Source organism: Gammaproteobacteria bacterium, from assembly GCA_011375345.1.
Taxonomy (GTDB): Bacteria; Pseudomonadota; Gammaproteobacteria; order DRLM01; family DRLM01; genus DRLM01.
In genome coordinates, this window is sequence record DRLM01000121.1 from 1 (window position 1) to 20,832 (window position 20,832).

The window sequence follows — 20,832 nt, forward strand, 5'->3', positions numbered from 1 at the left end:
CTTCTCTCTTTTTCTATTTTTTCCCTTTCAAGCCTGTCGTAATAGTCTTTCAGTCTTGCTCTGAGTATCTGCATCGCTTTTGCTCTGTTCTGGGGACCATGTGCTCCTACGCTTTCAATGAGATGCTGGAAGAGGGCGTGATCCAGCTCGCCGATTTCACCATCGTCAACGCCCGCCGCCATGGCGCGTTTCCCTTTCCGCTGAGTACCCGGCTCTATCCCGAATGGCCCTTTGTCAAGCTAAAGCACACCCCCGATGATCTTGCCCGCCAGGTGGCCGTGGCCCTGCTGCAAATGCCCGGGGACAGCCCCGCTGCCCTGGCTGCCCGCATCCGGGGCTGGACGGTGCCCATGGATTATCAGCCGGTGCATGAACTGATGAGCGAACTCGACATCGGTCCCTATGCCCAGGATCCGCCCGTGCCCCTGGCCGGGGTATTGCGACAACACTGGTACTGGTTCGCGCTGCCCCTGGTGGTGGCCCTGGCGCTGGCGGCGCACGCGGCCCGCATCCGCCGCCTGGTGGCGCGGCGCACGGCGGAACTCAGCCGGGTCAACGATGAACTGCGCAAGGAAGTGGCCACCCGCAGCGCCGCGGAAGCGGCCTTGCGGGAAAGCCAGCGCAGCCATGCCACCTTGCTGAGCAATCTCCCCGGCATGGTGTATCGCTGCGCCAACAATGCCGACTGGACCATGCACTACGTCAGTGAAGGTGCCGCGGCGCTGACGGGCCATGCCCCCGCTGATCTGGTAAGCGGCGGGGCCTTGTCCTATGCGGAACTGATCCACCCGGATGACCGCCAGCGCGTCTGGGACGAGGTGCAACAGGCCCTGGGCGCCCGCCTGCCTTTCCAGCTGGTCTACCGCATCGTCACCGCCGAGGGCCTGGAAAAATGGGTGTGGGAGCAAGGCCGGGCGGTGTTCGGCGGCGACGGCAAGGTCCAGGCCCTGGAAGGTTACATCACCGATATCAGCGGCCAGAAACGGGCCGAGTACGCCTTGCAATCCATTTTGGACAGCACCGCTTCCGTGGTGGGCGAGGAGTTTTTCCGCAACCTCGTCAAGCAGCTGGCGCGGGTGCTGGGGGTGCGTTACGCCTGCGTGACCGAACTGGTGGCGGCGGACCGGCTGCGCACCAAAGCCTTCTGGGCCGATGGTGAATTCGCCGAGAGCTATGTGTACAGCACCCGCGGGGCGCCCTGCGAAAAGGTGATCGAAAAAGGTGTTGCCCATTTCCCGGCCGGCGTGCGTCATCTGTTTCCGCAAGACAGCTTTTTGGAAGACAAGGGCATCGAGAGCTATTTTGCCGTGGCGCTCAAGGACAAGGACGGCCGCCCCCTGGGGCACCTGGCCGTGCTGGATGTGGAGCCCCTGGAGGACGTGTCGCTGGCCGAGCCGCTGCTGCGCATCTTCGCCGCCCGGGCCGGGGCCGAGCTGGCGCGGGAGCGTACCGAGCAGGAGCGGGTGCGCCTGTCCAACCATGTGCGCCTGCTGCTGGATGCCACCGATGAAGGGATATACGGCATCGATGACCAGGGTCGCTGCACCTTCGTCAACCGCGCCGCAGCGCGCATGATCGGTCATCCCCCGGTGAAAATCCTGGGCCGCAACGTGCACAAGCTCACCCATCACACCCGCGCCGACGGCAGTCCGTATCCCTCCCGGGAATGTCCCATGTGCCATGTGTTGCAAAACGGCGTGGGCTGCCGGGTGGACGATGAAGTGTTCTGGCGTGCCGACGGCCGTCCCTTCCCGGTGGAGTATTCCGCCTATCCCATCCGCGAGGACGGCCGGGTCTCCGGTGCCGTGGTGGTTTTCAGCGATATCACCGCCCGCAAGGCGGCGGAGGATGCCTTGCACAAAAGCAACGCCCGCCTGGCCCAGGCCCAACGCATCGCCCAACTGGGCAACTGGGATTGGGATGTGGTCAGCGGGGAACTGGTCTGGTCCGACGAGGTGTACCGGATTTTCGGCCTCAAACCCGGCGCAACCGCGCCCACCCACGAGGGCTTCCTGGCCGCCGTGCACCCCGATGACCGCGAGTTTGTGGTCAGCGCCATCAACAAGGCCCTGCATGGCGTCGAGCCCTACAGCGTGGAGCACCGCATCCGCCTTCCCGACGGTTCCCAGCGTCTGGTGCACGAACAAGGGGAAGTCAGCTTCGACGCCGAAGGCAGGCCGCAGCGCATCGTCGGCACCGTGCAGGACATCACTGCCCGCAAGCGTGCTGAGGAGCGCTTGAACTACCTGGCCTTTTACGACGCCCTTACCGGTTTGCCCAACCGCGTGCTGTTTCATGACCGGCTGAATCAGGCGCTGCTGGAAGCTGCGCGCCATGACCGCATCGTGGCGGTGATGTTCATGGACCTGGACCGCTTCAAAGCCATCAATGACACCATGGGTCACGAAACCGGCGACAAACTGCTCAAGGGCGTGGCCGAACGCATCGTCCATTGCATCCGCGAAGGCGACACCCTGGCGCGCCTGGGGGGCGACGAGTTCACCGTGGTGCTCACCGAAGTCGAAAAAGTGCAGGACGCCGCCAAAGTGGCCCAGAAAATACTTAAAGCCCTGTCGCAACCTTTCAACATCAGCGAGCGGGAATTCTTTATCACCGCCAGCATCGGCATCACCCTCTATCCCTACGACGATCAGGATATCAACGGCCTGCTGAAAAACGCCGACACCGCCATGTACCACGCCAAGGAACAGGGCAAAAACAACTACCAGTTCTACTCAGAAGAAATGACCGCCGCCGCCTTCGAGCGCCTGGTGCTGGAAAACAGCCTGCGCCAGGCCATCACCCGCGAAGAATTCATCCTCTACTACCAGCCCCAGCTTCACCTCCAAAGCGGCCGCGTGCTGGCCGTGGAAGCCCTGGTGCGTTGGCAGCATCCCGAGTTCGGCTTGTTGCTGCCGGAAAAATTTATCCCCCTGGCGGAAGATACGGGTCTGATCGTGGAATTTGGTGAATGGATGGTCAAAGCCGCCTGCGCCCAGATGAAAGAATGGCAGGCTTGTGGCATCAGCGGAGTGCGTATGGCCGTCAACATCTCCAGTCGCCAGTTCATCAACAAAGGCTTGGTCAGCAGTGTGAAACTGGCCTTGAACCACTCCGGCCTGGCGGCCGAATATCTTGACCTGGAACTTACCGAAAGCGCCTTCATGCAGGACGAAGCGCAGACCATTCAGCTCCTTAACGACTTGAAGGCCTTGGGTGTCACCGTATCGGTGGACGATTTCGGCACCGGCTATTCCAACCTGGCCTACCTTAAGCGTTTCGCTGTGGACGCGCTCAAGATTGACAAATCATTCATCCGCGATCTTACCGAGGACCCCGGAGACGCCGCCCTCACCAGCGCCATCATCACCATGGGCCACAGTCTCAATATGGCGGTGGTCGCCGAAGGCGTGGAAACCGAGGCACAACAAGCCTTTCTCAAATCCCGCCGGTGCGACATCGTTCAAGGGCACTACTACAGCCCCCCCAGACCACCCCTGGAGATCTACCGCCTTCTGCGCGACAGCCAGAGGCGGAAAGGCCGGCCGCGCCAGGCCACTGTGCAAGGCTCGGATTGAACAGCCGAAAAAAGAGCAAAAAGGGGTCCAAAAAGGGGTCAGACCCCTTATTCCCTATTCAGGCTCCTGGCGAGGCGCTGTTGCTTGTTCGCCCCACTCTTGCCGTCGGCACAGGCCCGCCATGGGGCAATGCCGGCAGGTGGCGCTGTCGCCCCAGGCCGGCAGGGCGGCGCCGTTTTTTATGGCGGTAACGAGTTCCACCAGGCGCTGGCGGGTGGCCGTTGTCAGTTCGGTGAGGGCCTCGCCTTCCACCGGGGCGTGGGGGCGGGGAGGTTCCTTGTCCAGCGCCAGGTACTCCACCCGGCAGGCGGATTCGCCCGCCAGCAGCGCGTAGATGGGCAGTTGCACGGCTTCGCCGCGGGTGACGGCGTCCAGGGTGGGGGGCGTGCCGGTTTTGTAATCCACGATTCCCAGGCCTTGCTTCGATCGGTCGATGCGGTCCAGCCGTCCCCGCAGGCTGACGGCGGACGCCAGTTGGATTTCGCTGTTTCGTTCCACGGCCTCGACGCGCCAGGTCCGGCCGCGCCTGATGAGCCAGTCCACGAAGGCGGGGATGCGCTTCCGCCAGCGCTGGTGCCAGGCGCGGTGTTGAAAATTGTCTTCCATGTCTTCGGCGAACACGGCCTCGGAAATGTCCTGGAGCAGAACAATGGCAGCTTCCCGCCGGGCGGTGGTGACGGTGGCAGCGGGAAAGGGTCCGGGCAGCCCCGGCACCGCTTGGTGAAAGGCCTGCAGGGCACGGTGCACCCGTTCGCCGTAGTCCGATTTTTCCAGCGCTTCGCGGATGGTGTCGGGCGGGGCCAGCTCCAGGCAGTGGGCGGCGAAAAACTGGTAGGGGCAGTCCAGCAGTTGTTGGCAGGCGCGGGCGGATAGCTGTTGCGGTATCCGCTTGGCCGTGGGGGCCGGGCGCGTCCGGGGCGTGGGTAAGGCGGCGCTGTCGCGGTGCACCACTTCGGCTTCGGGGCGGTTGACCCACTGGCCCAGCCCCCCATCGGAAAGGGGGGTGCCATAGGCCAGGCGGTGGAAATGGTCGAGGGCGTCCAGCCAGGGGCTGGCGGTCTGGGTTTGCTGGCCGTCCGTGGCGCGGCAGGTGATGAGCACCGAAGGTGTGGCGTGCAACAGGCGCGTAAAGCGGCGGAAGGCGCGCTGGTGGTGGGAACGGCTGTCCGGCAGTCCCAGTTCCCGGCGCACGCGGTCGTTGAAAAACGGTGCGGCCGGTGGACGGGGGGGGAGGTGTTGGGTGGTGGCAGCGGCGATGATCAAGGCTTCGCAGTGCAGCAGGGCGCTTTGTCCGAGATTGAGCAGTCGCACCGGTGCGGTGGAGACGGGCGGGCGGAAATTGTAGCGCTCCAGTGTGCGGCCCAGCCAGGTGCGGAATTCCTGCCAGTTCAGTGTCAGGCTTTGGTGCCGGGAGGCGCACTTGAGGGCCGCCAGTTCTTCCAGAATGCGCTGGCCGGCGGTGTCGGCGGCAAAGCAGCTTCGCATGCCCAGCCGTTCCAGGCTGGTGTCCAGGGCGGCCAGCAGGTGGGCCGGAGGATGGCGTTGGCTGCGGTCGAGGAGGCTTGTGAGGGGGGCGGCGGCGTGTTCGAGTTCGCTCAGCAGTTGTTTTACCGCTTCGCCGCGGGCGCCGCGCAGTCGCCGGGCACGGTAACGCAGGTGTTCGCGGTAACGGGCCAGGCCCCGACCCACATTTTCGTGATGCACCAGGTCTTGTTCGAACCGGTAGACTGCGCCCAGCCGCTTGTCCCGGCTCCAGTGGGGCAGGACGAAGGGGGATTTCAGCACGTCGGTGAGGGGCGCGTAGGCGAAGTCTTCTTCCACTGTCTCCAGCCAGCGCTCCAGGGTGGCGGCGGCGCGGCTGGTGGACAGCGCCCAGCCGGCGGCGTCGAACAGGGGAACGCCGCTCCGTTCCAGCAGGGCGCGCACCCGGCGGGCCAGGCGCCGGTCTTCGGTGACGATGGCGATGTGCTGTTTGCCGTCCAGCAGGCAACGGCGCACCTGGAGGTCGATGGCGCGGGCTTCGCGTTCGGTGTCGGGGGCGCGGTAGACCAGCAGCCGGCCGTTGGCGGGGCTGTGGGGGCAGCCTTGGGCCCAGGCCGTCGCCCGGGCGGCGAAATGGGGTTCGCGCCGGGTGGGGAAGACGGCGTCGAGAAAGCGACTGTAGGCACAGCGGGGGGGCTCCCCCCCTGGGGTCGGGCTGATCAGTACGCTGAGCTGGCCCCGTGCCGCCAGGGCGCTGGCCCAGGCCTGCTCCGCTGCGCTGAGCGTGTCAAAGCCGCACAGATAGATCTGGGTGGTGGCCGGCAGGGCGGACAGACTGGCTTCCAGTTGGGCAAGATAAGCCGCCTGCCGGTCTGTCGCCTTGTGTTCGGCCAGTTGGCGGTGCCAGGCGCGCCACAGGCGATGGACCACCTCGGCCTCCCGGCTCAGGCCGCTGAGGGGGACGGCGCTGCGGTAGGCCCGTTCCAGCCGGGCCATGAAATCAGGCAGGGCCGCCGGCAGCGTGATCCGTTGCAGGGTGAGTTCGTCGAACAAGGTGAGCAGATGGCTGCTCAGGGTCCAGGGGTCGGCATCCGTGAAAAGACCGCGGTGGGACTGCAGGGCCTCGACCAGTGTCAGTTCCTGGCCGTGAGGGGAAAGGGGGGCAGGACCGTCATGGGGCCAGCCCGCCGCCCAGTCCCGCAAACGGGTGATCCGTGGTCCCAGCAGGGCAGGGCAACCATGGTTGCGGGCGTCATCCAACAGTCGCGTCCGAAGGGCCTGGGCGGCGCCCGGGGGGTCCAGCAACACCACACAGTGACTGAGATCGGGCAATGAGGCGGCCTGGTCGTGGCACAGCCGCCGGGCGAGGATGCGCAGGGGATCCCGGTCCCGGGGGACCGGGATTTGTTGCGCGGTGGGGATGCAGGCGAGGGGATCCTCAGCGCTCAAGGTATTGCAGTTTGTCCTTGACCCCGTTCCAGTCGTCGGCGTCTGGCGGCGCGTCTTTTTTTTCTGTGATCACCGGCCACGCTTTGGCCAGCTCCGCATTGAGGGCGGTGAATTCTTCCTGGTCTTCGGGCACGTCGTCTTCCGCGAAAATGGCCTCGGCGGGACACTCCGGCTCACACAGGGTGCAATCGATGCATTCTTCGGGATCAATCACCAAAAAGTTCGGACCTTCGTGAAAGCAGTCCACGGGACACACTTCCACGCAATCGGTGTATTTGCATTTGATGCAGTTTTCGCCAACCACAAAAGTCATCAGTTTCTCCAGATACGTTGCCAAACCCGGTTGGGTGGGGAGCCCCTGCCCCGGCGGCTTGCTATGTTAATCGCAAATGCCTGTTGTGGCGAGGGGCGTGACGGGTTTTTCCGGTCCGGCTGTGCGGGATCACAGCCGGGCGGCGCAGCCTGGGGGGTCAGGGCATCAGGGCGACACTTTTGATCAGGGCGTGCACCTTGGCGCCGGGTTGCAAGGCCAGTTCGTCCCAGGATTTGCGCGTCAGCCGGGCCAGCAGGGCTTGCTCCCCCACCGCCAGCTTGACCAGGAGCTGGCCGGCCCGGGCGGCGGGGGCAGTGTCTGTGATGCGGCCTTCCAGGGCATTGAGGATGCTGGTGCCATGGGGGGGCTGGCGGGACAGGCTGACATCGCGGGCGTGAATTTTGATCCGGATGCGTTCCCCGGCTTTGTGCTGTTGCAAATTGACCCAAAGGGTGCCGTGGCCCAGATCGAGGCGTGTGAGGGCGTAGTGCGGGTCGTGTTCCGCCACGGTGGCCTGCAGTATGGCACCGGCCTCTTCCTCCCGGGCGAAGGAGAGATCCAGCCGGGCCAGCAGCGCCGGAAGCGGGCCTTCGGCTTTGATGCGGCCGTTTTCCAGCCATACCAGATGGTCCGCCAGGCGGGTGAGTTCTTCCAGCGAGTGACTCACGTAGATGACAGGGCCGGGCAACAAGCTCCGCAGCCGTTCCAGATAGGGCAGGATGTCCTGCTTGCTGCGCGGGTCCAGAGCGGCGAGGGGTTCGTCCAAGAGCAGCAAACGGGGGGAGGTGAGCAGGGCCCGGCCCAGGGCCACCCGCTGGCGCTCGCCGCCGGAGAGGGCATCGGGGCGGCGCGCCAGCAGGGAAGACAGGTCCAGCCAGTTGACCACTTCGTCGAAACCCAGTCGCCGTTGGGTCACCGGCGTGCGCCGCCAGCCGTATTGCAGATTGGCCTGTACGCTCAAGTGGGGAAACAGGCACGCATCCTGAAACACCAGGGCGATGTCCCGGCGATGGGGGGGGACGAAGCGGTTCCGGGCATCATCCTGCCACACTTGCGCACCCAGGCGGGCGAGGCCGCCGGGCGCCCGGTCCAAACCGGCCAGGCAGCGCAGCAGTGTGCTTTTCCCCGCGCCCGAGGGCCCGGCCAGGGCGATGACGCCCGCGGCGGGAGCGGTCCAGTCCAGCTTCAGATGGAACCGGTCCCGCTGCAGCTGAAAACGGATACGGAGTCGGGGGGAAGGGCTGCTCATGATAGCGGTGAGAGGCTGCGTTTCAGATTGAGTATACCTTTTCCCTCACCCCACCCCACCCGCCGGTGGCATCCGGGAACGGCGGCTTCGGTCGTCCGGATGCCCCGTATCGCAAGCCGGTAAGCGTCATCGCGGGAGGGCATTTCTGACGGTCTGGGTGTTGCCGGCTGCAAGGCAGCCCGGTCCGCGCTTGAAACGCGGCGCACCAGCCCTATCTTGTTAGGTAATCAGTTTTTTGGAGAGGCCCGCACGATGCGCATGGACAAACTTACCACTAAATTTCAAATGGCCCTGGCCGAGGCACAAAGCCTGGCGGTGGGGCGGGATCATCAGTTCATCGAACCGGTGCATTTGCTCACCGCGCTGTTGGACCAGGAAGGCGGCACCGTGCGTCATTTGCTGGCCCAGTCGGACGTGAACGTGAACCGGCTGCGCTCACAATTGGGCGAGGCGCTGGACCGCCTGCCCAGTGTGCAGGGGGCGGCGGGGGAGGTGCACGTCTCCAACGATCTCGGCCGGCTGTTGAACATCACCGACAAGCTGGCCCAGCAGCGCAAGGATGAGTACATTTCCAGCGAGTTGTTTGTGCTCGCAGCCCTGGAGGACCGGGGCACGGTGGGCGAGTTGCTGCGCCAGGCGGGGGCCAGCAAGGGCGCGCTGGAACAGGCCATCGACAAGCTGCGCGGCGGTGAGACGGTGGCCGACCCCAACGCCGAGGAGCAACGCCAGGCGCTGGAAAAATTCACCATTGACCTTACCGAACGGGCCGAACAGGGCAAGCTGGACCCGGTCATCGGCCGTGACGACGAAATCCGCCGCACGGTGCAGGTCTTGCAGCGGCGCACCAAGAACAATCCCGTGCTCATCGGCGAGCCCGGCGTGGGCAAGACCGCCATCGTTGAGGGGCTGGCCCAGCGCATCGTCAACGACGAGGTGCCGGAAGGGCTGCGCGGCAAACGCATTCTGGCGCTGGACATGGGTGCCCTCATCGCCGGGGCCAAATTTCGCGGCGAATTCGAAGAGCGCTTGAAGGGAGTGCTGAACGATCTGAAAAAGCAGGAAGGGCAGATCATCCTGTTTATCGACGAGATTCACACCATGGTGGGCGCCGGCAAGGCCGAGGGTGCCATGGATGCCGGCAATATGCTCAAACCGGCCCTGGCCCGCGGCGAGCTGCACTGCGTGGGCGCCACCACGTTGGACGAGTACCGTCAGTACATTGAAAAAGACGCGGCCCTGGAGCGGCGTTTCCAGAAGGTGCTGGTGGATGAGCCCAGCGTGGAGGACACCATCGCCATTTTGCGGGGGCTGAAAGAGAAATACGAAGTGCACCACGGGGTGGAAATCACCGACCCGGCCATTGTGGCGGCGGCCACCTTGTCGCACCGCTACATCACCGACCGGCAGTTGCCGGACAAGGCCATTGACCTGATCGACGAGGCTGCCGCCCGCATCCGCATGGAAATCGATTCCAAGCCGGAGGAAATGGACCGGCAGGAGCGGCGTTTGATCCAGCTCAAGATCGAGCGCGAAGCCCTCAAGAAAGAAAGCGACGAGGCGTCGAAAAAACGCCTGGCGGCGCTGGACGAAGAAATCGCCAAGCTGGAGAAAAGCTACGCTGACCTGGAGGAGGAATGGAAGGCGGAAAAAGCCGCCCTGCAGGGCGCGGCCCACATCAAAGAGGAACTGGACCGGGCGCGGATCGAGCTGGAGACGGCCCGCCGGGCCGGTGATCTGGCGCGCATGTCCGAGCTGCAATACGGCCGCATTCCCGAGCTGGAAAAACAACTGGCCCAGGCGGGGGAGGCGGAGGTCCGCGAGTTCAGGCTGCTGCGCAACAAGGTGACCGAGGAGGAAATCGCCGAAGTGATTTCCAAATGGACCGGTATTCCGGTCTCCAAAATGCTGGAGGGCGAGCGGGAGAAACTGCTGCGCATGGAAGAGGCCTTGAGCCGCCGCGTGGTGGGTCAGGACGAGGCCGTGCGGTCCGTGTCCGATGCCATCCGCCGGGCCCGCAGCGGGCTGTCCGATCCCAAGCGGCCCATCGGCTCCTTTTTGTTCCTCGGTCCCACCGGGGTGGGCAAGACGGAACTGACCAAGGCCCTGGCGGAATTCATGTTTGACACGGAAGACGCCATGGTGCGGGTCGACATGTCAGAATTCATGGAAAAACATTCCGTCGCCCGCCTCATTGGCGCGCCTCCCGGTTATGTGGGCTACGAGGAGGGCGGCTATCTTACCGAGGCGGTGCGGCGCCGGCCTTACTCTGTAATCCTGATGGACGAGGTGGAAAAAGCCCATCCGGAGGTGTTCAATATCTTGCTGCAGGTGCTGGACGACGGCCGCCTCACCGACGGTCAGGGACGCACCGTGGACTTTCGCAACACCGTTATTGTGATGACCTCCAATCTGGGTTCCCAGCTCATTCAGGAACTGGCGGGAGAGGAGAACTACGAACACATGAAAGCGGCGGTCATGGACATTGTCGGCCAGCACTTCCGGCCCGAGTTCATCAACCGCATCGATGAGGCCGTGGTCTTCCATCCCCTGGGCCGGGAACAGATTCGCGCCATTACCGATATTCAAATCGGCTATTTGCGCAAGCGCCTGCAGGAACGTGATATGGATTTGGTTTTGAGCGAAGCGGCCCTGGACAAGCTGGGCGAGGCGGGTTTCGATCCGGTATATGGCGCCCGTCCACTGAAACGGGCGATCCAGCAGCGGTTGGAGAATCCGCTGGCGAAAGAAATCCTTGCCGGCCGTTTCGGACCGGGGGATGTGATCCAGGTGGGCGAGCAGGACGGGGAACTGGTGTTCAAAAAAGCGTAGCCCGGCTTGCGGGTCCGGCGGACGGGGAGCGCCTCGCGTGGCCAGACTCGCCAGACGGATGCATCGTGGTAACGGCACAACGGCTCTTGGCCGGGTGCCGTTTTTATTGCAGGCCCAAAAGTTCGCGCCGGGCCTGCTCGCGTTTGGCGGCCTGCCGGTTCAGCCGGCGGCTGTCGCTCATGAGCCGGCCCGCCTGGTCCAGGCCGGGAAGCGCGGAGGTGCGCCCCTGGGGTTCGGTGCTCGGGGGAGTGCCGGGTGATGCCGGGATCGCCGTTGCCGAGATGGGGGGTCTCGACGGTGATGGCCCTGATGCCTGCGGGGGCGTGGCGGCCATAGTGCCACTGGCCGTTTTCGTCCCGCCATTTGTACAAGGCCGGCGCGGCAGCCTCCCCGGTACGGTCCCTTTGCGTGACGTCGCTGAAGGCAGGCAGGCGGGGGGCTGGGATGGAAATATCCCGGATGCTCATGAGGGGTTGGCCATTGCGGTCTTTGATGAAAAAGGGGCCCGTGGCGGCGAGCACGGTCACAAGAAGCAGCAGCACACCAAAGCGTTTCATTTCCGACAGGCCTTTTGCTTATCTTGTGGAGCCTATCGATCGATCCGCCTGAATCTTGACTCGGTTGAAGCGCAAAGAGGGCATAAAGAAAGGGGCCCGCAGGCCCCTTTCACCCGTACGAAAAGGCAGGATGCCTTCTTACAGAGTGGGTTGAGCTCCAAACTCCACGGACTCCGGAGCCGAGGCCCAGTCGGAGAAGCCGCCGAGACCGGTGACCGGTGCACCCAGGCCGGTACCACCCTGGCTGTAGGCAAAGGTCTGGTTGGCGGTGCCGTCGTTGTCCACCTGGAGGTGGGCAAAGTCGCTGACACCCGAGCCGAACCCGCTGGTGGTGACTTCCTGGCCGATCCAGAAGGCCACCACTTCCCCGGTACCCGCCGAGGGGCCCCAGGGCACGGAGGTCAGACCGCCGACGCCGGTGAAGGGATCGTCCGCAGTGCCGTCCTCGTTGGTGTCGCCCCACACGCCGCTGCTGGTCAAGAGATCACCGGTGCGGGAACGGAAGGCGAAGCCCTGCCGGTCGGTGGCGGACATGGCAATGCCCGGTGTGGCCAGGGACACGCCCTGGTCGATGTCCACCAGGGAACCCGTCTGGGAGCCGTCGGCGGCATTGTTGCCCTTGAAGTTAAAGGCGCTGTCGAACATCCCGGTGGCTGTGCCGCCAGGGGCGTCGATGGCGGTGATGGTCATGGCAATATCGACGTTGGCGTCACCGGTGCCCTTGGCCCAGCCGTTCTTGATGGTGGTATCGGAAGTGAACCTGGTGAGACCGCTGGTCACACCGTCATCGTTGATCACCTGACGGCCCAGGAAGCCGGGATCGGAGCCGCCCATGCCGGGAGCGGTGCTGATTTGCGGCTGGAACTGGATACGGATGAAGTTTTCGTCACGGAAAGCCAGAGTCGTTGGATCGGTGGCGCTGGCGTCCACATCCGTCACGATGCTTTTGATATAGGTTTTTCCACCCTCGCTGATCTGAGCCTGGACGAAACCGTTGCCCTCTACCAGAACCTGGCAGGAATCCGCCGTGGATGTAGAGCAAGGGTCGACGGTGCCGCCGGAGACACTCCACTCGTCAAACTGCGGCAGGGCCACAGCGAGACTTGGGAGTAGCGAGGCGCTGAGGAGTATCATGCGCTTTTTCATACTACTAAACCCCCTGTTTGTGTGCTTGTTGTTAAACGCTGACCAAGGTGATGTGCTCTCGCCTTAAAAGGAAGTCCCTTTCGCTTGAGCACGGCCGGTGCTTAGTAAACCGCAATTGGCGCTGGGTGTCAAGTTTCCGTGTTTGCGGCAGGTGGCTGGAACCTTATGATAAAACTAAGAAAAATAGAATGTCCGGGTGTCGAGATGCTTGACACTCCCGGGCGTAAAAGCCACGATGTGAAGCCGTCTTGCGGGCTGTTTCGCAGCCGTGTTCAATTTTTCTCTCGATTAATGTTAAACAGTATAACAAAATAGGGCCTGGCCGCACGGTGGGGGCGGCTCTGCCGGATTTGAGCTGCCGCTGTGGATGGGGACGTGGGCAGCGCGCGAGGCCGCTAATCTTGCAGGCGGGTCAACCGAACATTAACAAAAAGCGTCAAAAGCCATTCCTGTCTGGTACCTTTCCAAATGCGCCGCCTCTGTTTAACCGTTTGTCTTGCTTTTCTTTTTTTCCTCCGCCTCGCGCCGGCCTGGAGCCAGGAGGAGTTTTCCTGGAGTGTCTCGCCGCTGCTGGGTGCCCATCAGCCCGCGTTGACGTTGTTAAACGATGTGGTGTTCCAGACGCCGTTGACCGGCGAGGCGGATTTCAACGAGGCGGGCGGGGCGACGGGCAAGGAGTTCGTGCTGGACAATCCCCTGCCGCCATTGGGGACTTCCACTTATGCCGGCATAGAGTGGCGCTGGCAGGTGCTGGAAGAGTGGGCCTGGTACTTTGGCCTGGCGACCTGGGAGGCGGCCAGCGCCGCGCAAGCGGTGGGCGTCATGCCGTTTCAGCGGATAGATTCCAGTGTGATCGACGAGCGGTCCGCCAAATTGTCTTACAACGAGATGTTTGTGGGCGCCGAACGCACGATCTGGCACTGGCGCGAGCGGAGCCGGTTCTATGTGCGCCTGGGTTTGCACAACGTTTTTGATATCGATTACCAAGAACGCCACGTCCTGCGCTTTCTCACCGGCGATGCGCAGGGGTTCAGCCGGACTTTCATCGTTGACGCCCACGCCTCCTCGGTGCTGATGACGCAGTTCGGTCTGGGGATGGAGTGGCAGCCGCTGGACCGTTTTTCCATCGGCATCAACGGCAGCTATGCCTTGGGCGTGCGAAAGTTTTACCTGCGTGACCGGCAGGTGACGCATGATTTTCGCGATTCCGACGGCTTGCGGCAGTTTTTTTCCGCCGCCCCCCCCACACGGGACGGCAGGGTGGGTTACCGGCGTCCCAACGGTGACCTGGCCGGTCCCATGCCGCTTTCCCTGCAGGGCTGGAAAGCCTTTTTGCAGTTTTCGGTGTATTACTGATGCGCCTTGGTTACGAAGCAGCCTTGTTCAGTCGGCCATGGTGGCTGCTCGAGCTGGTGCCGGCCGGGCATCTCCGGCGTTAACCCTCGTTATTCCCGGAACCCATGTACGACTGCCGCTCTTCATTTCGATGGCCTTGTGCAAGCGCGTTGTGGGCGGCGCTGGTCTTGGCATGGTGTTGCTTCAGCGCCGGTGTGGCCAGCGGCGCACAGAACACCAGCCAGATTCAGAGCCTGATTCAGCAAGGTCGCGCCGCCAGCGCGGCAGGACACCTGGAAGAGGCGTTTCAGTTGTTCAAAGAGGCCGTGCGTTTGAACCCCAGGCACCCGGAAGCCCATTTTCGCCTGGGAGTGGTGTACGTGCGCCTGAACCGTTATCAGGAAGGGGTTTCCCACATTCAGCAGGCGGTGGCCCTGGCGCCCAACAACATGGGCGCGCGCATGTCGCTGGCGTCCTTGTATGAGCGGGGCGGTGAGCTGGCCAAGGCGCGGCAGGAGTATTTGTCCATTGTGGAGATTTCCAAGGATCCTGATGTCAAGGAAAAAGCGCGCCGGCGCCTGGCCCGTTTGCGCGCGGTCGAGCGCCGGGGGCGTCCGCAGGTGGCTGACCCGGTGCAGCAACTGGAGTCGGCCCTGGCTGCCCAGCCGCAGGATCTGCAACTTTGGATAAGGTTGGGGGAGGCTTATCTTGTGCGAAAACGCTACGACGATGCCAGGCGGGCGTTCCTGAGGGTTTCCCGCTTGTCCCCCGACAACAGTGTCGCCCATCTGCGCTTGGCGGAACTTGCCCACCGCGAGGGGGAGAACGTGGTTGCGAAAGACCACTTGGTGGAACTTTTGGATGAGTTGCCGGCGGGTTCCCTGGGTGAGGCGGCGATTCGTTTGAGTATAGCCGTGGCGGGTGCCCTGAAGGGCTCGGGCGATTTGCGCAATGCGGTCCGGTTGTTGGAAGCGGTCGCCGTGGTCTCGCCGCGAGACGTCTCTGTCCTTGGGAATCTGGGAGTGATCTACCGCGAGCTGGGGGATGTGCGCCTGGCGGAGCTGTATTTTCGCCAGGCCCTGGACGTCGATCCGGACAATGCCCTGCTGCACGCCAATCTGGCTTCTCTGCTGGTGGACACCGAGCGCCCGGATGACGCCATTGAGGAGTTGGAAACGGTGCTGCGCATCGGTGGCGACAAGGATACGGCCACCCGGCAGGCCCGCCGTCTGCTTACGGATATCTTCTTTCAGCGGGGCACGGCCTATGCGCGCAGCGGCCAGGGTGAGCTTGCGGTGGAGGCATACAAGCGGGCCCTGGAATACACGCCGACGTATCTGCCTGCCTTGCAGAGCCTGGGCCTGGTTTACTTCAACACCAAGCGCTTCCAGGACGCCAGGGATATTTTCGAGCGGGCTCGCGAGGTGTCGCCGCTCAACGCCCCGGTTAACTTCTCGCTGGGCAAGGTGTACGAAGAACTCGGCATGTACGACGAAGCCCTGGAGGCCTATGGCCAGGCCATGGCCTACGGGCGCGGCATATTGGACGTGACGAAAGTCGCGCACAAGATTGCATTTGTGGTGGCAAAGCAAAGCTATGAAACCGGCAAGTTTGTGATCGCGGAGAATATATTTCGCGAAATCAGCAAACTCAATCCCAACGACGAACTGACGCATTTCTACTCCGCGTTGGTGTTCGAGCGCAGCGGCCGCCCCGAGAAGGCCGCGGAAGAATACAAAGCAGTGATCCGTCTGCAGCCCGGGCATATGGGGGCGCGTTTCAACCTGGCCCGCATCTACGAGCAGCTGTGGATGGAGGAGGAGGCGATGGCCGAATACAACATCATTATCCGCTCCCGCATTCCCAGTCTGGTGGTTGAGGCCGACCGGCGCAGGGCGGCGCTGAGAAAGAGAATCAATGGCTTCAGTTACAGTCTCACGCAATCTCTCATGCTGGATGACAATGTGAACCTGACCCGTGATGATGAGAGCTTTGATTACCGCACCACGGTGTCTTACAACGCGACCTACCGCAAGCGTTTCGAAAAGTCGCGCTTCAGTTTCAACCTGAACCCCGCCTACACCGGGTTTATCATCAACGGTTTTGATTTTTTGAATTTATCGGCGGGGCCCACTTACACCATCGGCAGGCCGGAAAAGGGGTGGGATTTCAGTTATAACTTTTCCAAACAATACAGTTTTTTGACGGAAGACGAGGTGAGCGAGAGCCACTCCCTGGCGGCGGTAATGCGCCGTCGTCTGACGGTCCCGTCCTGGTTTGCCCCCGACCCCAGACAGGGCAGTGACTACGAGCCGTCGTGGAACTTGCGGGCGCGCCTGGGTTACCGTGGCTACACGTCTTTCGGTAACGATGCGCTGAGCGCAGACAATTACAGCATCCGGGCCTCGCTTAACATGCGCTATGTCCGCCGGCGCTCATGGACGCTGGCGTATACGCTGACCCAGAATCAAAACACCAAAACGGCCGGGGACGACTACGCCTACCGTTCCCACGCCTTGAGCCTGTCGGTCGATCAGGCGCTGTCAACCAAATGGTCGGGCCGGCTGAGCTACGGCTATACCTTGACGAATTATCTGAACGAAGATTCCTTCTCGGGCTTTAAAGTCAGACGCAAGAACCAGCGCCACGCCCTGTCCGCCAGTTTGAATTACCGACTGCAGCCCGGGGTGCGGTTTTTCACCAATTTTGCCTGGACCTTGAACGAGTCCAATCTGCCCGTGGGTGTGGCGCTGCAAGGGCTGGATGTCGTAATCCAGAGCAACAGCCTTGGGGACTATGAAAGCAAGACCCTGAACATGGGGTTGGCGTTTACCTTCTGAGCGGCTCCCGGCCGGGTGGCGCGCCGCCCCTGGGGCCGGCCGCCACGCGGATACGCTCAGCCCGCCGCCGTCTGCCGCAGCACGTAGGGGAGGATGCCGCCGTGGCGGAAGTATTCCACCTCGTTGGCCGTGTCGATCCGTGATTGCACCGTGAAGGTTTTGCTCGTGCCGTCGGGGGCATGGGCGGTGACGGCAAGTTGCTGACCGGGCGAGAGACGGTCCAGGCCTGTGATGTCAAAGGTTTCTTCCCCGCTCAGCCCCAAGCTGGCAACACTTTCGCCGGCCAGGAATTGCAGCGGCAAAATCCCCATGCCCACCAGATTGGAGCGGTGGATGCGTTCGAAGCTTTCCACGATCACGGCGCGCACCCCCAGCAGGCGCGGGCCTTTGGCGGCCCAGTCACGGGAGGAACCGGTGCCGTATTCCTTGCCTGCCAGCACGATGGTGGGGACGTTTTCCGCTTGATATTTCACCGCCGCGTCGTAAATGCTCATTTGTTCGCCACTGGGCAAATGGCGGGTGTAACCGCCTTCCACGCCCGGCACCAGTTTGTTGCGGATACGGATGTTGGCGAAGGTGCCGCGCATCATCACTTCGTGATTGCCGCGGCGGGCCCCGTAGGAGTTGAACTCGCTTATCGGCACGCCCTGCGCGACCAAATAACGTCCGGCGGGGCTGTCCGCGGCGATGCTGCCGGCGGGGGAGATGTGATCGGTGGTGACCGAGTCCCCCAACAGGGCCAGCACCCGCGCGCCGAGGATGTCGGTGGGCGGTTCGGGCTCGGTTTTCATGCCGGCGAAGAAGGGCGGTTCCTTGATGTAGGTGGAATCGGCCTGCCATGGGTAGAGGTCGCCGGTGGGGGCGGGGAGTTGCTGCCAGGCCTGTTCGCCGGTGAACACGTCGGCGTAGTCCTGCCCGAATTGTCGGGCGGTGACGTGTTCAGTGATCAAGGCATGCAGTTCCTCGTCCTCCGGCCAGATGTCCTTCAGATACACATACTCGCCATTGGGATCAGCGCCCAGGGGGTCGCGGGTGAGATCCACGTTCAGATTCCCCGCCAGGGCATAGGCCACCACCAGCGGCGGCGAGGCCAGGTAATTGGCCCGCACCAGCGGGTTCACCCGGCCCTCGAAGTTGCGGTTGCCCGACAGCACCGCCGCGGTGGCCAGGTCGCCGTCCGTGATGGCCTCGCCGATATGGGGTGGCAGGGGGCCGGAATTGCCGATGCAGGTGGTGCAGCCGTAGCCCACCAGGTGGAAGCCCAGGGCTTCCATGTAGGGCATCACCCCGCTTTCCCACATGTAGCGGGTCACCACCTTTGAACCCGGCGCGAAGCTGGTTTTCACCCAGGGTTTCACGTGCAGGCCGCGGTGCACCGCATTGCGGGCCAGCAGGCCGGCGGCGATGAGCACGGCGGGGTTGGAGGTGTTGGTGCAGCTGGTGATGGCGGCGATGACCACCGAGCCGTGGCACAGGTTGTAGGCCAGGCCGTTGTTCTGCCGTACGGGCACGCATTTGCCGAACACTTCCATGTCCGTGTCAGGGTGCTGTTCGGCGAATTCCGGCGCCACCAGCATGGGCTGGCCGCCTTCTTCCAGCCAGCGGGTGACGGCCACTTTGTCCATGCCCGCCGTCTCGTTGGGAAAATGCTCCACCAGCGCTCGCCGGAAAGAGTGGCGCACATCCGCCAGTGGCACCCGGTCCTGCGGGCGCGAGGGACCGGCAAGGCTGGTTTCCACAGTGCCCAGGTCCAGCTCCACCACCGCGCTGTATGCGGCCTCCGGCGCGCCCGGTTCGCGCCACAAACCCTGGGCGCGGAAATAGGCTTCCACCAGCTCGGCGCGCTCGCCCCGGCCGGTGAGCTTGAGGTAGTCAATGGTTTTGCTGTCCACCGGGAAAATGCCGCAGGTGGCGCCGTATTCGGGGGCCATGTTGGCGATGGTGGCGCGGTCGGCCAGGGCCAGATTGTCCAGGCCGGGGCCGAAGAATTCCACGAATTTGCCCACCACGCCGTGCTGGCGCAGGCGCTCGGTGATGGTGAGCACGATGTCGGTGGCGGTCACCCCGGCTGGGGCCTTGCCCGTGAGTTTCATGCCCACCACCTGGGGCAGCAACATGGAGCTGGGCTGGCCCAGCAGGGCCGCCTCCGCCTCGATGCCGCCCACGCCCCAGCCCAGCACACCCAGACCGTTGATCATGGTGGTGTGGGAGTCCGTGCCGATGACCGTGTCGGGGTACACCCAGTCTTCCCCGCCACGCTCCGCGGTCATGGCCAGGGGGGCCAGGTATTCCAGGTTGATTTGGTGAACGATGCCGCGGCCCGGCGGCACCACCCGGAAATTGGCCAGCGCGTTCTGGCCCCAGCGCAGGAATTCATAGCGCTCGCGGTTGCGTACAAACTCTCGCGCCACGTTGGCCTGATAGGCCATTTCGCTGCCGTAATTGTCCACTTGCACGGAATGGTCAATAACCAGGTCCGCTGGGGTGAACGGGTTGATCTGCGAGGCGTTGCCGCCAATCTGCTCGATGGCGCTGCGCATGGCGGCCAGATCCGCCACCGCCGGCACGCCTGTGAAGTCCTGCAGCAACACCCGGGCGGGCATGAAAAAGATTTCTTTGTCCGGCACCGCTTGCGCGTCCCACCGGGCCACCGCCGCGATATCCTCTTGGCGTACCGTTGTGCCGTCTTCGTGGCGCAGCAGGTTTTCCAGCAACACGCGGATGGAATAGGGCAGACGCGGCAGGTCAAACCCCGCCTTGGCCAGATTCCGCAGGGCGTGGTAACGATAGCTTTTGCCGCCAACAGAAAGCGTGCTCAGGGTTTGAAAGCTGTTGTTTCGGGTGTTCGCCATATTGTGAGGTCTCGCAAAGTCCAAGTGTCGTCAGTCAAGCACGCCCGGTGTGCCCCGCCGGTACGCCGGAAAAGCCCGTTTGTCGGGCTCCCGGTGAGACGGAGGGAGATGCCGGTGACGCAACAAACGGCTGGCGCCAGCGGAGTACGCCTGCAGAATCAGAACGTTACGCGCGATTTGTTGTTGTTGACGGTGCGCGGGAAAGGCAGGCTTCAGGCCGATGTTCGCGGCAAAGCCCCAGGCTGTCAACGGTTTTCGTTGGCAGAAACCCGCGCCAGCACGCTGTCCAGGGCCGCGTAGGGTAACATACGGCGGAAGGCGGCGAATAAATAGGTGGGGAAGGTAACCGGGTAGCGCCGCCGCGGCCTGTGGCTTTCCAGGGCGTGAATCACCCGTTTCAATACCGCCTCGGGCGGCTGGGTGAACGAGGTGGTCTGGCCCTGCTTTTCCAGCCGCCGCAGCACAGCCCGGTACAGGTCGCGGAAAGGGCTGTTGTCCATATCGATGTGACGGTGGAAAGCGGCCAGGGAATTTTCCCGGAAGCGGCTGGCGATGGGGCCGGGCTCGATCAGCGACACGAAAATGCCCGTGCCGGCGAGTTCCAGACGCAGCGTATCGCTGATGCCCTCCAGGGCAAACTTGCTGGCGTTGTAAGCGCCGCGAAAGGGCAGGGCCACCAAACCCAGCACCGAGTTGTTCATGATGATGCGCCCGTGACCTTGTCGGCGCATGACCGGGATCACGCGGTTGGTGAGTTCCACGGTGCCGAACAGGTTGGTTTCAAACTGCGCGCGCAGCGCGCCGCGGGACAGATCCTCCACCGCCCCCGGCTGGCCCCAGGCGCCGTTGTTGAACAAGGCATCCAAGCGGCCGTTGGTGCGCGCCAGCACCTCGTCCACCGCGTGGGCGATGGAGGCGCTGTCGTCCAAATCCAAGGGCAAGGCCTCCAGCCCAGCCTCGCGCAAGCGGGCCACGTCGGCCGCTTTGCGCGCCGAGGCGAACACCCGGTGACCGCGCTTTGCCAAACCGTGGGCAGTGCACAGGCCGATGCCGGAGGAACAGCCGGTGATGAGGATGGACTGGTGTTGCACGATGCGGCCTTTCCTGGTGGCGTGAGGAACAGGGGCAGTAGTCTAGTGGAAGCCGGAGGGCGTGCAAGCAAAAAACAAGCGCTTGTTTGGGCGCTGTTCCCGGCTCGATGG

The 20,832-nt window shown here is 63.5% G+C and carries 12 protein-coding genes; 4 read left to right on the forward strand and 8 right to left on the reverse strand.

Going from position 1 to position 20,832, the window contains the following annotated elements:
- Positions 1 to 182, reverse strand: a 182-nt coding sequence (locus tag ENJ19_09165) for a hypothetical protein (protein ID HHM05899.1), incomplete at its 3' end; no start/stop codon positions are given.
- On the opposite strand from ENJ19_09165, the gene ENJ19_09170 reads away from it, so the two are divergent.
- Entirely contained in the window at positions 138 to 3,578 is a 3,441-nt protein-coding gene (locus ENJ19_09170) for an EAL domain-containing protein (GenBank protein HHM05900.1), read from the forward strand. The two genes, ENJ19_09165 and ENJ19_09170, sit on opposite strands and share 45 nt — an antisense overlap.
- 54 nt (positions 3,579 to 3,632) lie before the next feature.
- Here ENJ19_09170 and ENJ19_09175 read toward each other — a convergent pair whose 3' ends face one another.
- From ENJ19_09175 to modC, 3 genes are all read right to left on the reverse strand, one after another.
- Positions 3,633 to 6,509 (reverse strand): PD-(D/E)XK nuclease family protein, encoded by a 2,877-nt coding sequence (locus ENJ19_09175; protein HHM05901.1) that lies wholly within the window; start codon positions 6,507 to 6,509, stop codon positions 3,633 to 3,635.
- Positions 6,499 to 6,822: a ferredoxin family protein gene (locus tag ENJ19_09180; GenBank protein HHM05902.1), complete on the reverse strand. Its 324-nt coding sequence runs from the start codon at positions 6,820 to 6,822 to the stop codon at positions 6,499 to 6,501. Before ENJ19_09180 ends, ENJ19_09175 begins: the two co-directional genes overlap by 11 nt.
- Before the next feature lie 157 nt (positions 6,823 to 6,979).
- Positions 6,980 to 8,071: a molybdenum ABC transporter ATP-binding protein gene (gene modC / locus ENJ19_09185; protein ID HHM05903.1), complete on the reverse strand. Its 1,092-nt coding sequence runs from the start codon at positions 8,069 to 8,071 to the stop codon at positions 6,980 to 6,982.
- Between the two features lie 252 nt (positions 8,072 to 8,323).
- Between modC and clpB the strand changes: the two genes are divergently transcribed.
- Positions 8,324 to 10,900: an ATP-dependent chaperone ClpB gene (gene clpB / locus ENJ19_09190; protein ID HHM05904.1), complete on the forward strand. Its 2,577-nt coding sequence runs from the start codon at positions 8,324 to 8,326 to the stop codon at positions 10,898 to 10,900.
- On the opposite strand, the gene ENJ19_09195 is transcribed toward clpB, so the two are convergent.
- The gene (locus tag ENJ19_09195) at positions 10,663 to 11,457 is read right to left on the reverse strand and encodes a DUF4124 domain-containing protein (GenBank protein HHM05905.1); all 795 of its coding nucleotides are present in this window, start codon (positions 11,455 to 11,457) and stop codon (positions 10,663 to 10,665) included. The genes clpB and ENJ19_09195 overlap by 238 nt on opposite strands.
- 138 nt (positions 11,458 to 11,595) lie before the next feature.
- Positions 11,596 to 12,603 (reverse strand): hypothetical protein, encoded by a 1,008-nt coding sequence (locus tag ENJ19_09200; protein ID HHM05906.1) that lies wholly within the window; start codon positions 12,601 to 12,603, stop codon positions 11,596 to 11,598.
- A 591-nt stretch (positions 12,604 to 13,194) separates the two neighbouring features.
- Between ENJ19_09200 and ENJ19_09205 the strand changes: the two genes are divergently transcribed.
- On the forward strand, positions 13,195 to 13,959 hold the full coding sequence (locus ENJ19_09205) for a hypothetical protein (GenBank protein ID HHM05907.1): 765 nt from the start codon (positions 13,195 to 13,197) through the stop codon (positions 13,957 to 13,959).
- Between the two features lie 104 nt (positions 13,960 to 14,063).
- Positions 14,064 to 16,778, forward strand: coding sequence for a tetratricopeptide repeat protein (locus tag ENJ19_09210; GenBank protein ID HHM05908.1), 2,715 nt, complete (start codon positions 14,064 to 14,066; stop codon positions 16,776 to 16,778).
- A 56-nt stretch (positions 16,779 to 16,834) separates the two neighbouring features.
- Here the strand turns inward: ENJ19_09210 and acnA are convergent, their stop codons facing one another.
- Together acnA and ENJ19_09220 are read right to left on the reverse strand one after the other, a co-directional pair.
- Positions 16,835 to 19,630 carry an aconitate hydratase AcnA gene (gene acnA / locus ENJ19_09215; protein HHM05909.1) on the reverse strand — a complete coding sequence of 932 codons (2,796 nt, stop codon included), beginning with the start codon at positions 19,628 to 19,630 and terminating at the stop codon, positions 16,835 to 16,837.
- 245 nt (positions 19,631 to 19,875) lie between these two features.
- Positions 19,876 to 20,724, reverse strand: coding sequence for an SDR family oxidoreductase (locus ENJ19_09220; protein HHM05910.1), 849 nt, complete (start codon positions 20,722 to 20,724; stop codon positions 19,876 to 19,878).
- Positions 20,725 to 20,832 lie beyond the last annotated feature (108 nt).

What these genes read in the sequence shown, in the direction of transcription:
- ENJ19_09180 (HHM05902.1), bottom strand. Translation starts at nt 6,822, where the DNA reads ATGACTTTTGTGGTTGGCGAAAACTGCATCAAATGCAAATACACCGAT.
- modC (HHM05903.1), bottom strand. Translation starts at nt 8,071, where the DNA reads ATGAGCAGCCCTTCCCCCCGACTCCGTATCCGTTTTCAGCTGCAGCGG.
- clpB (HHM05904.1), top strand. Translation starts at nt 8,324, where the DNA reads ATGCGCATGGACAAACTTACCACTAAATTTCAAATGGCCCTGGCCGAG.
- ENJ19_09195 (HHM05905.1), bottom strand. Translation starts at nt 11,457, where the DNA reads ATGAAACGCTTTGGTGTGCTGCTGCTTCTTGTGACCGTGCTCGCCGCC.
- ENJ19_09200 (HHM05906.1), bottom strand. Translation starts at nt 12,603, where the DNA reads ATGAAAAAGCGCATGATACTCCTCAGCGCCTCGCTACTCCCAAGTCTC.
- ENJ19_09210 (HHM05908.1), top strand. Translation starts at nt 14,064, where the DNA reads ATGTACGACTGCCGCTCTTCATTTCGATGGCCTTGTGCAAGCGCGTTG.
- acnA (HHM05909.1), bottom strand. Translation starts at nt 19,630, where the DNA reads ATGGCGAACACCCGAAACAACAGCTTTCAAACCCTGAGCACGCTTTCT.